The 11,288-nt window shown below is 59.9% G+C and carries 8 protein-coding genes; all 8 read left to right on the top strand.

All coding sequences use genetic code 11. From position 1 onward, the window contains the following. Positions 1–441 precede the first annotated feature (441 nt). The 8 genes from FJ398_20775 to FJ398_20740 all read left to right on the top strand — a co-directional run bounded on the left by FJ398_20775 (position 442) and on the right by FJ398_20740 (position 10,849). The gene (locus FJ398_20775) at positions 442–1,590 is read left to right on the top strand and encodes an Lrp/AsnC family transcriptional regulator (GenBank protein MBM3840348.1); all 1,149 of its coding nucleotides are present in this window, start codon (positions 442–444) and stop codon (positions 1,588–1,590) included. Between the two features lie 393 nt (positions 1,591–1,983). Next, positions 1,984–3,264: a neuraminidase (sialidase)-like protein gene (locus tag FJ398_20770; protein MBM3840347.1), complete on the top strand. Its 1,281-nt coding sequence runs from the start codon at positions 1,984–1,986 to the stop codon at positions 3,262–3,264. Positions 3,265–3,320: 56 nt separating this feature from the next. Beyond that, entirely contained in the window at positions 3,321–5,948 is a 2,628-nt protein-coding gene (locus FJ398_20765) for a hypothetical protein (protein MBM3840346.1), read from the top strand. Between the two features lie 206 nt (positions 5,949–6,154). Continuing rightward, positions 6,155–6,562, top strand: coding sequence for a hypothetical protein (locus FJ398_20760; protein MBM3840345.1), 408 nt, complete (start codon positions 6,155–6,157; stop codon positions 6,560–6,562). A 237-nt stretch (positions 6,563–6,799) separates the two neighbouring features. Next, a complete protein-coding gene (locus tag FJ398_20755; GenBank protein MBM3840344.1) occupies positions 6,800–7,645 on the top strand; it encodes a sugar phosphate isomerase/epimerase in 846 nt (281 codons plus the stop codon). Between the two features lie 51 nt (positions 7,646–7,696). Next, the gene (locus FJ398_20750; protein ID MBM3840343.1) at positions 7,697–8,434 is read left to right on the top strand and encodes a DUF1080 domain-containing protein; all 738 of its coding nucleotides are present in this window, start codon (positions 7,697–7,699) and stop codon (positions 8,432–8,434) included. Between the two features lie 339 nt (positions 8,435–8,773). Beyond that, a complete protein-coding gene (locus FJ398_20745; protein ID MBM3840342.1) occupies positions 8,774–9,652 on the top strand; it encodes a ThuA domain-containing protein in 879 nt (292 codons plus the stop codon). Positions 9,653–9,655: 3 nt separating this feature from the next. Then, positions 9,656–10,849: a hypothetical protein gene (locus FJ398_20740; GenBank protein ID MBM3840341.1), complete on the top strand. Its 1,194-nt coding sequence runs from the start codon at positions 9,656–9,658 to the stop codon at positions 10,847–10,849. Positions 10,850–11,288: the final 439 nt, after the last annotated feature.

Below are 11,288 nucleotides of genomic sequence, written 5' to 3'. Positions count from 1 at the left end.
CGGCGCAACCCGAAGGGCGGCAGTTCTTTTTCGCCAGACTTCGTTGCTTGCTCCTTACAGATCCACTTCGGGATATGCTCGTCGCTCGCGCCTCGTCTGGCCGAAAAATCCCTTGCCGCGAACGTGAGCGTATTTATGAAATGGACCACTAAGCAAGAGAATCTTGAAGAGGGCGGCGTTCACGGCTCATCCCAGCACTCCAAGCGCTGCGAGAAAACTCTCTGGGATTTGCTTTGCTACCACAAGCGCGACGATAGACGTGTCATGGCGTTTGGACAAGCGAGCAGGGCGGCGCCGATATGGAGTTGGGCAACGACACGTCCCACAAATGGCTGTGGCTTGCGACGCGAGCCTGGCTGAGGTGAAATTCACCGAGTGCGCGGATTGGAGAAGAAAAAATCCGCTTCTGGAGGCTGAGTTTTCGGCTACAGTTGTTCTGGAATGACACGAGCGCCTGTTCCGTTTCAGATTGGCGATCCGATTAACGCCAGAATTCTGGCTGTTTCCGAGGACAAGATTAAGGGATTTCAGCGGGAACCTTTGCCGGAAATCGCGCGGCAATCCGGACTGGAAACGCCCGTGGTGATCGAGCGCATTCAGGCGATGCTGCGCGCCAAGACGATCCGCCGGGTACGGCAGACTTTGATGGCCACCAATCTCGCGCCGGGCGCGCTGGTCGCCTGGCAAGTTCCGGCGGAGAAAATCGATTCGGCCTTCGATTACATGTTCCAACAGGATCCGTTTTCGGGCCACGTGGTCCTTCGCTCGGCCGATCCGGCTACGCCAGGCGCGACTTACAAGCTCTGGACGACGCTGAAAGTTCCACAAGGATACTCCATGCAAAAGCACTGCGAGTTTCTCCTCCGGCAGACCGGCGCCGAGCATTTTCGCCTTATGCCCGCAAAACGCTTGTTTGCTCTGGGCGTGGGCCATGTGCGCCGGCGAGGCATGGCGGTGGGGAGCAAGGCCGATGTGCCGGCCGAAGCCATGGGTGTCGAGGTGGTCCGCCTCAGCGAGCTGGAGTGGCGGGTGTTGATGGCTTTGAAGCGCGAGTTCGAGGCAGACGAACTTCGCGAGGATCTCTGGAAACCGCGCGCCCAAGAGGCGGGTGTGGCCCTCGATAAATTCTACGAGGTCGCGGAGAACCTCAATCACCGCAAGGTCATTGGCCGCTTTTCGACTTTTCTCGAACACGTGAAGCCTCTCGCTGATGGCGAGCGCGTGACACGTTTCAACGCGCTCTTCCATTGGGCGGTGCCGGCGGGACGCGAAATCGAGGCCGGTTGCGAAGTGGGCCGGCACCACATTCTCACCCATGCGTACTGGCGGGAGGGCGGGCCGGAATTCCGCAACGTCAATGTCATGGCCGTGGCGCACGGCATGGAACGCAACATGGTCCTCCAGCACAAAGCCGCCATCGACGAGCACTTGGACCGAGTCGGGATTCCGGTCAGCTACACGAATGTTTTCTGGGGCGGTCGCAGCGAAATCAAGCCGTCCGAGATTTCGCCCTTCGCGTATCGCGACTGGTGCGGGAAGGTCGGTCTTGACCCGGATTCGATGCGCGCGGCGCAGGACCCGTCTGCATGATCGTCGGAGCGGAGTGAGGGAGTGTTGGAGCGTGTTCTAAAAATGCCTTTTGGGTGGAACAGGCCACTGGCCTGTTGCGGCAGGCTACCAGCCTGCCGCAATGTTCGGCGGCAAGTTGCCGCCGAAAACGGGCTGGTTGCCCGTTCCACCCATTTTCAAAACACGCTCTTAGAGTAATGGGGAGTGGCGGAGTAATGGAGTGTTGGAGTGGAGCATTGGGCCCATGAAACCAGGTAGGGACGGATTCCACTCCGTCCCTGACTTTCTTGAGCCATTGAGCGAAACAGATTCCAGGGAGGCGGTGCGTCCCTACCAGATTCATGGGAAGCGTCCCCTTGACAATTGCTCAATTGCTTGCGCAAAGACGCGGCGCAGAGGTTCAATACGGCTCCTATGAAACCACTCACCTGGCCACACTTCGCGCTCGGTATCCTCCTTTCGCTTTCGATCCCACAACGATGGCAGGCCGCCGCCGCGGATTCTCAACCGCCTTTCCTCGAATCCGAACTGATCTTCCCGCTCGAACACTGGCACAATCACGCGTCCTGCATCGTCGAAGCGCCGAATGGCGATCTGCTCGTCTGTTGGTTCCACGGCTCCGGCGAGCGGACGGCGGATGACGTCAAAATCGAAGGCGCGCGCAAACGCAAAGGCGAAACACGTTGGAGCGCTCGCTTCACCCTGGCCGACACGCCCGGATACCCGGACACCAATTGCGCGATGTTCTTCGATCCTTCCGGACGACTCTGGCTGCTGTGGCCGACCATCCTGGCCAACGAATGGCACACGGCGCTCATGAAGTATCGCATTGCGACGGACTATTCCAGCGACGGCCCGCCCAAATGGGAAGTGAGCGAAGTCCTCCACGTCACGCCCGGAAACGAGTTCGCGGAAACCGTCTCCAAATATGCCGACGCCGCAGAGGCCACGCTTCGCGATTCATCCTACCCCGACGACGCCAAGCAGCGGTTCCAGACGCGTCTGGCCGAACTGCGCAAAAAGGCCGCCGACAAACTTTATCGCCGGCTCGGTTGGATGACGCGGGCGCATCCGTTCATTCTCGATGGCACGCGGTTGATCGTGCCGCTGTATTCCGACGGCTTTTCCTTCTCGCTCATGGCCATCACGGATGACTGGGGGAAAAACTGGCACACGAGCACGCCGCTCGTCGGCGCCGGGAACATTCAGCCCAGCATCGTGCGGCGGAAGAACGGTTCCCTGTTCACTTTGATGCGCGACAACGGCCCGCCGCCGAAGCGCCTTCACCAAAGCGAATCGCACGATCGCGGCGAAACCTGGAGCCGCGTCACCGACAGCGAATTGCCCAATCCCGGCTCCGGCGCGGAGATTACGTCGCTTCGGAACGGCCACTGGCTCCTGATCAGCAACGACACGGAACGCGGCCGGAACAGTTTGCTGGTGCAAATTTCCGATGACGAAGGCAAAACGTGGAAATGGAAGCGCCACCTGGAATTGGACGCCCCCGGAGCCGAAGCCAGCCAATACCATTATCCGAGCATCCTGCAAGCGAAGGACGGCACGTTGCACGCGAGCTACAGTTTTCATCTGAACCGAAAAGACGTCGGCAAAGATGCCGATGGACTCCCGGCGCGCAAAACGATCAAGCACGCGCATTTCAACGAAGCCTGGGTGCAACAAGGGGACGCTCCTTGAACGTATGCTTGGCGGCGCTTTTGACATTTGAGTGGGCGGCTGGCAGTTTCGGTCTAATGAGTGTGCTGAAATTCTTCTTGTTCACCTGTGCGCTTGGCCTTGGCGTCACGGCGGGTTTTGCTCAATCCACAATTCCGCTCCGGCGCGAGGCGAATGTCACGCTGCGCTTGCCGGAGAAACCGCTCGTGTTCGGCTTCACGACCGAGCGCGCGTTCGGGAGTCTGCGATTCACCGATCCCATGGTGATGGTCGCGCCGCCGGGCGAAACAAACCGGTTATTCATTGTGGAACAGCGCGGCAGAATCGCCGTCATCACCAATCTGCTCAATCCGACTAGAACAGTATTCCTGGACATTTCCGGACGCGCCACCGGCGGCGTGCCTGCGGATGAACGCGGGCTCCTGGGCCTGGCATTCCATCCCGGTTATGCCACGAATCGTTATTTCTTTGTCGCTTACACCACGGGCACCGGCGGGGCGGCCGGGCGGTTGGCGCGTTTTGAAACCGACCCCAATGACCCGAACCGCGCCCTGCCGAATTCGGAATTGATTCTCATCCACCAACCGGATGAAGCCAGCAATCACAACGGCGGCGATTTGCATTTCGGACCGGACGGCTACCTTTATTATTCGCTCGGCGACGAAGGTGGCGCGAACGACCAGTTCTCCAACAGCCAGCGCATCGACAAAGATTTCTTCGCCGGAATTCTGAGAATCGACGTGGACAAGCGGCCCGGCAGCCTGACGCCCAACGCGCACGCCGCCGCGAGGACCAACAGCTACGCCGTTCCTCCGGATAATCCGTTCGTCGGCGTGACGAATTTTCTCGGACGCGCCGTCGATCCCAACCGAGTGCGCACGGAGTTTTACGCCGTCGGGCTGCGGAATCCGTGGCGCATGTCATTCGATCGGCCCACCGGTCGGCTGTACGTCGGGGACGTGGGCCAGGATCGCCGCGAGGAGATCAACCTGATCGTCAAAGGCGGCAATTACGGCTGGAACTATCGCGAAGGATTGATCGCCGGGCCGCGCGCCACGCCGGCGGGTTTTTCTCACATCAACCCGATTTTCGATTACCCGCGCAACCAGGGCGTCTCGGTCACGGGCGGCGTGGTGTATCGCGGCCACCGGTTTTCCCAGCTTTACGGACGCTACGTTTTCGCCGACTACGGCAGCGGCAACATCTGGGCCTTGCTCTACGACGCGAGCGGGTCCACGAACGTGACGCGGCTGGCCGTGGACCGGGACATCGTGGCCTTCGGCATCGATCCATCGAATGGCGACGTGCTGCTGGCGGACGTGGGCGAGGATGTCGTCAAACGGCTCGTCTATAGCACGAACGCCACGGGCGTGCCGTTGCCGCCGTTGCTTTCCGAGACCGGCGCGTTCGCAGATCTCGCGAAGCTGACGCCGCAGTCGGGCATCGTGCCTTACGATATCAATGTCCCGTTCTGGTCTGACTACACGCTGAAGCGGCGCTGGTTTACCGTTCCCGATCCGGTTCAAAAAATCAGCTTCGGCCGCGAAAGCAACTGGTCGTTCCCGACCGGCACGGCGTGGATCAAGCATTTCGATTTGGAAATGACGAAAGGTTCGCCGGAGTCCGCGCGGCGGCTGGAAACTCGCTTCATCGTCCGGAATAGCGATGGCGTTTACGGTGTGACTTACAAATGGGACGCAGCGCAACAGAATGCCACGCTGGTGCCCGAAGATGGATTGGACGAGCCGCTGGTCATCCGCGACGGCGGCATTCTGCGCACGCAAGTCTGGCATTATCCGAGCCGCAGCGAATGTCTCGCCTGCCACACGCCGGCCGCGGGCCACGCGCTCGGATTCCGGACCGAGCAATTGAATCGCGACTTCAATTACGGCAGCGCCACCGTGAACCAAATCCGCGCGCTGAACGACGCTGGCTATTTCGACGCGCAGGTCACGGGCGTGAACGCCTTGCCGGTCGCGGCGCATCTGGCGGATTCCGCGTCCAGCCTGGAGCACCGCGTCCGCTCCTACCTCGCGGCGAATTGTTCGCAGTGCCATCAGCCCGGTGGTTCGGCGCTCGGCCAATGGGACGCGCGATTCGCCACGCGAACGGCGGAGTCGGGCTTGATCAACGGAGCACTCGTGAACGACGGCGGCAATCCGGAGGCGCGCACTTTGAAGCCAGGATCCCTCGACCATTCGATGGTGCTGAAGCGCATTTCCGCGCGGGGACCCGGCCAGATGCCGCCGATTGCTTCGACGGAAGTGGACGTTGCCGGCGTCGCGCTCCTGAGCGCCTGGATTACCAATGATCTGCCAAAGTCTCGCATCTTTTCCGAGTGGCAACGCGTTCACTTCGAGCTGAACACGGCGCCGAACGCGGGGCCAGCCGACGATCCCGACGACGACGGCGCGCCGAATTATCAGGAATACCTCGTCGGGACGAACCCGCTCCAAGACACCGACGTTTGGAAAATCTCCGTCGAGCGCGATGGGGATAAAGTGCGGCTCAAATTCCCGCGAATTGCCAATCGCGGATTTGAAGTGCAGTTCACGACCGACGCTGGCGATTCGCTATCTTGGAAGGCACTGGACGTTCCGGGCAACCGGCCATTCTTCTCGGCGGCGAGTTTGACCGCGGCGGTTGAAGATTCGATCCCGACCGTTCAAGCCAAGTACTATCGTGTGCGGGTATTCGAGCCGTAGCTCGGGAGCGCAGGCGCACGGCACTGTGTTTTCGTTGCCTGTGCCACCGACAACATGTGGATGCACCAGAGGCATCCCTGTTCTCCGAATTCTTCTTGGGGTGGAACGGAGGAACGATACACCGTCGCGCCATGACTGGAGCCGAAATCAATCCTGCGAGGCTGCAGTCTTTCCCTTTCAACAAGCCTTTCACGTGAGTGTGAGTCGTGTGGAATGGCGTGGCCATTTCTTCACGGCTTCGGACGCGAGACGAATCCGCGGCGCTGAGCGGCGACTATCGTCCGCTGCTCGGCTTGCTGCAGCACGCGCAGGTCGGAACGCTCTTTCTCGAACTTTGCACCCCTCGCGCGGGCGAACTCGAAATACTGAAAGATTTGCCGGATGACCGTCGCATCGGCATCGGAGTGGTGAATCAAAAGCACGAGAGGATCGAATCCGAGGACGAGATCGTGTCCAGAATCCGGCGAGCCATCGACCTGTTTGGGAAGGATCGTGTGCTGCTGACGCCGGATTGCGGTTTCGCCACCTTTGCCGACAATCCGGTCGCCTCGGCGACGATCGCAGAAGCAAAGCTGAGGGCCATCACTCGCGCGAATGAAGGCTTGCAGGGCTGACCTCCGGTCAGTCGGCTGACAGCACGGACCACGGCGTTTACGCCGCTTGACCGTTCAACAACACGAGAGCGCGTGATTTTCCAGGGCGGGTCGTGCTGCGCGCGCTGAAGCGGCCTCAAGGCCGCGGTCGGGATCGGTTCTCGATTCGGAGCAGTGTGCGGATGCGCCCGAGTAGCCTCCTGCTGGCCCAAAAACTTTTGACACCCTCCTTCATTCGACTAGCCTGGGGCACACCTTATGAGACTTGGCATTAACACTTTTCTCTTCACCTCTCCCTTCACCAATAAAAGCACGGCCCTCTTCCCGACGTTCAAGCGCTGGGGTTTTGAAACGGTGGAGATTCCGATTGAAGATCCGTCCCACATCGATCCCGCTTACGTCAAAGCCCAACTCGACAAACACGGCCTGGCTTGCGGCTCCGTCTGCGCGTGCATGGGGCCGGACCGCGACCTGCGCGGCACGCCGCAACAGCAGCGCACCGGGCTGAATTACATGTGGAAGCTCATCGATCAGATGCTCGTGCTCGGTTGTCCGAGTCTGATTGGACCGGAGTACTCCGCCGTCGGACGAGCCGATGCTGTGCCGCCCCAGGAACAGAAGAAACAGTGGAAGACCGTGGTCAAGAATCTGAAGGCACTCTGCAAATACGCGGAGAAAAAGGGGAAGCAGGTTTGTCTGGAACCGCTCAATCGTTTCGAGACCGATTTCATCAACACCTGCGACCAGGGACTGAAGATGATCCGGGACGTCGGCAGCCCCGCGCTCAAGCTGCACCTCGACACCTTCCACATGAACATCGAGGAGAAAAATCAGGCGGCGGCGATTCGCAAAGCGGGCAAACTGCTCGGGCATTTTCACGCCTGCGGCAGCGACCGCGGCACGCCGGGCAACGATCACATCGATTGGAAACCGATCGCGGCGGCGCTCAAGGGCATCGGATATAAAGGCGATGTCGTGATCGAATCGTTCACCACGGATGTCAAAGTCATCGCCCGAGCGGCGGCGATCTGGCGCCGCATCGAGCCGACGCGGAATGAGATTGCCGTGAAGGGTATTCGATTTCTGAAGAAGGTTTTGAAATAAGCGAAAAGGATCGACACGAATTTCACTAATTCCCACGAATGCGATGAGACTATGAAAACAAACACGACAGTAATTCTGGCGACTCTGATTTCCATTCTTTTGAGTGGAGCGGCCACTGCAATGCAAGCGGCTGTGTTGGAGCCGGGTTTCAAGAGTCTGTTCAACGGCAAAGACCTCACCGGCTGGGAGGGCAATCCCGATCTGTGGTCGGTGAAAGATGGCGCGATCACCGGCGTCACCAAAGCGGACCCGAAGCTGACGCACAACACGTTCCTCGTTTACACCGGAGGCAACGTGGACGACTTCGAACTGCGCCTCTCCTACCGCATCGTCAATGGGAATTCGGGAATTCAGTACCGGAGCAAGGTCATTGAGAACGGCAAGTTCGGCCCTATCGTCAGCGGCTATCAGGCGGATTTCGAGGCGGGCACAACCTATTCCGGCATCTTGTACGAGGAACGGGCGCGGGGCATCCTGGCGCAACGGGGACAAAAGACCGTCGTCAAAGACGATCCTTCCAATCCCAAGCGGCCCGAGGTTGAAGTGGTCGGCTCGCTCGGCGAGTCGAAAGACATCCAGGCGAAGATCAAAAAGGAAGATTGGAATGATTACGTGATCATCGCCAAGGGAAACCATCTTCAGCATTTCATCAACGGCATGCAAACCGTCGATGTTATTGACGAGGACTCCGTCAAAGCGGCCAAAGATGGCATCCTGGCGCTGCAAATCCACGTCGGCCCGCCGATGACGGTTCAGTTTAAGAACATCAGGATCAAGCCGCTGAAGTAGTTGCTGGTGCCTGGTCTTCGGTACAGTTTCCAAACCACGGTCACGCGGATGACACGGATAAAAGCCCTTAGCCGTTCTTTCTCATTCAAGATGGGGAGCGCACGCGCCCTCGCGTGCTGTGGTCGGCGCCCCCACCGACGACCCTCTTGCGTTCGAACGCTTCACGAGTTAGTGCCCGATCGGAACGAGTTCTTCGACCGGCAAAGCGCCGGGTATCTGTTTAGCGTAGCGCAGAGTTGCACTCTGCGATACCGCGGAAGGCACACCGAACACTTACGGCGCCGGCCGGTACACGCGAGGGCGCGTGTGCTTCGCATCTCCGGCTGCATTCCCACGATCATGAAAAAATGGCTCGATCTCCACGCGTTATTGGTGCTGTTCACCGCCGCGCACATTTCTGCGGCCGACATGAAGATCGTCCTCGTCGCGGGCAAACCCAGCCATGGCACGGGCGCGCACGAATTTCAGGCAGGTTGCTTCCTGCTCAAAAAGTGCCTCGACCAGGTTCCGGGTGTTCGGGCGGAAGTCCATTTGAACGGCTGGCCCACCGATTCCAAAGCGTTCGAGGGTGCGGACGCGATCTTTCTTTATATGGACGGCGGCAGCGGCCATCCCGCCATCAAACCGGAGCGTCTCAAGATTCTCGGTGAATGGATGAAGAAAGGCGTCGGTCTTGGCTGCGCGCATTACGCGGTTGAAGTTCCCAAAGGCGAGGCCGGTCAGGCGTGGCTGGATTGGACCGGCGGTTACTTCGAGACGTTCTGGTCGGTGAATCCGCATTGGGACGCGGATTTCAAGACCTTGCCGGCGCATCCCGTCACGCGCGGAGTGAAGCCGTTCAAGATCAATGACGAGTGGTACTATCACATGCGCTTCCCCGAAGGCATGAAAGGCGTGACGCCGATCCTCACGTCCGTGCCGCCTGACCGGACCCGCGGCAAGCCCGGCGCCTCTAGCAGCCACGGCGGAAACCCCCACGTCCAGGCCCGCCTTGGAATGTCGGAGCACGTCATGTGGGTGATCGAGCGGCCCGACGGTGGACGTGGCTTCGGTTTCACCGGCGGCCATTTCCATCGGAATTGGGCCCACGATGATTTCCGCAAGATTGTTTTGAACGCCATCCTCTGGACCGCGAAGGCGGACATCCCATCCGATGGCGTCGCTTCCCAAGTGACGCCGGAAGACATGGCTCAGAATCTCGATACAAAAGAGAAATAACTTATGAATAGAATCCTCGCCCTGCTGAGTTGCGCCGCGTTGCTGTCCTCTTTTGGAGCGGACACAAGCGCCGCCGAAAAGAAGATCGTCCTCGTGGCCGGCCGGCCCAGCCACGGACCGGGCGACCACGAATTCAACGCCGGTTGTTTGGTGTTGAAGAGATGTCTGGACCAGGTGCCGGGCGTGAAATCCGTGGTCGTCCAGGGCGGCTGGCCCAAAGAGCCGGATGCCTTCGAAGGCGCCGACGCAATTCTGCTCTTCATGGATGGCGGCGGCGGCCATCCGGTAATCCGCGAAAATCATTTGCAAGTCATGGGGGCGCTGATGAGGAAGGGCGTGGGGCTGGGTTGCGCGCATTACGCCGTTGAGGTTCCCAAAGACAAGGGCGGCCCGGAGTTCCTCGATTGGATCGGCGGCTACTACGAAACCGCGTTTTCGACCAACCCGCACTGGGAAGCTGACATCAAAGAACTGCCGAAACACGCGATCACCCGCGGCGTGAAGCCATTCAAACTCCGTGACGAATGGTATTTCAATATGCGCTTCCGCGCTGACATGAAAGGCGTCACGCCGATTCTCGTGGCCAAGCCTTCCGATGAAACACGCAAAGGCGCGTCCGCTTCGCCGCGCGGTCCGTATGGGCACATCGTCGCCGCGAGCGGGCGGGACGAAGTTCTGATGTGGGCGGTGGAACGGCCTGACGGCGGGCGCGGCTTCGGTTTCACGGGTGGGCACGTTCACGCAAACTGGTCGAACCCGAATTTCCGGAAAGTGGTTTTGAACGCGCTGCTCTGGCTGGCGAAAATGGATGTGCCCGCGGACGGCGTCCAGTCGACGTTGCCGCTGGAAGAGTACGCCAAGAACCTGGACGCGAAGGGCAAGGCCGACGACGCCGTCAACATCACGGGCGCCTGGAGTTTCCAGGTCGAGACCGCCAACGGCACCGGTTCACCCAGCTTCACCTTTGTCCAGGCCGGTCCCAACATTGTGGGCACCTATAAAGGGCTCTTTGGCGAGGCGGAATTCAGCGGCACCTTGAGGAATTCGGAATTGAGATTCTCCTTCGGCGTCCGCGTTCAGGACGAACCAGCCGTGGTGACCTACACCGGGAAAGTCGAAAGCGACGGCACACTCAAAGGAACGGTTCGCCTCGGCGACCTGGGGGAGGGAACGTGGACCGCGAAGAAAGCGCCGTAGGTTGTTTCAAGGACTCTTCGGGATCGGAACGGCTCGTTGCTTTTCTCCGCGGTCGGGGAATTCCTTGATGACGAAACCGCCATCTAACGTACATTCCGCCGGATACCCGGCTAGGAGATGGAGCGTTGGATGACGCGCGGAGTGTCGAGTGGCGAGGACATACGTTGAGCCCGGCTGCATCAACCCGCTTCCTCCCCTATGCAAGCCGCGGACGTATCTCCGTGACCCCTTATCAAATCGGTAAAACGCGCCCATCTTGTATCCGCCAGGTTGATGCACCTCCACCCATCCTTTCAAATCTCCCTTAGAGCCTGTCCGAAAATTGCGCGGGGTCCTGCGGCGAGGGATTTTGGCTGTGGCCAAGGCGGCGAGGTCCGAGCATCCCCAACGCGGGCTGTAAGGACCGAGCCAACGCAGGCCACGGACAAAAGACCCGCCG

This window comes from Verrucomicrobiota bacterium (assembly GCA_016871535.1).
GTDB lineage: Bacteria > Verrucomicrobiota > Verrucomicrobiia > Limisphaerales > SIBE01 > VHCZ01.
The sequence above is the reverse complement of the archived record's forward strand: the minus strand, read 5'-3'. Positions and strand labels throughout refer to the sequence as shown.

What these genes read in the sequence shown, in the direction of transcription:
- FJ398_20745 (MBM3840342.1), top strand. Translation starts at nt 8,774, where the DNA reads ATGAAAAAATGGCTCGATCTCCACGCGTTATTGGTGCTGTTCACCGCC.
- FJ398_20765 (MBM3840346.1), top strand. Translation starts at nt 3,321, where the DNA reads ATGAGTGTGCTGAAATTCTTCTTGTTCACCTGTGCGCTTGGCCTTGGC.
- FJ398_20740 (MBM3840341.1), top strand. Translation starts at nt 9,656, where the DNA reads ATGAATAGAATCCTCGCCCTGCTGAGTTGCGCCGCGTTGCTGTCCTCT.
- FJ398_20755 (MBM3840344.1), top strand. Translation starts at nt 6,800, where the DNA reads ATGAGACTTGGCATTAACACTTTTCTCTTCACCTCTCCCTTCACCAAT.
- FJ398_20770 (MBM3840347.1), top strand. Translation starts at nt 1,984, where the DNA reads ATGAAACCACTCACCTGGCCACACTTCGCGCTCGGTATCCTCCTTTCG.
- FJ398_20775 (MBM3840348.1), top strand. Translation starts at nt 442, where the DNA reads ATGACACGAGCGCCTGTTCCGTTTCAGATTGGCGATCCGATTAACGCC.
- FJ398_20750 (MBM3840343.1), top strand. Translation starts at nt 7,697, where the DNA reads ATGAAAACAAACACGACAGTAATTCTGGCGACTCTGATTTCCATTCTT.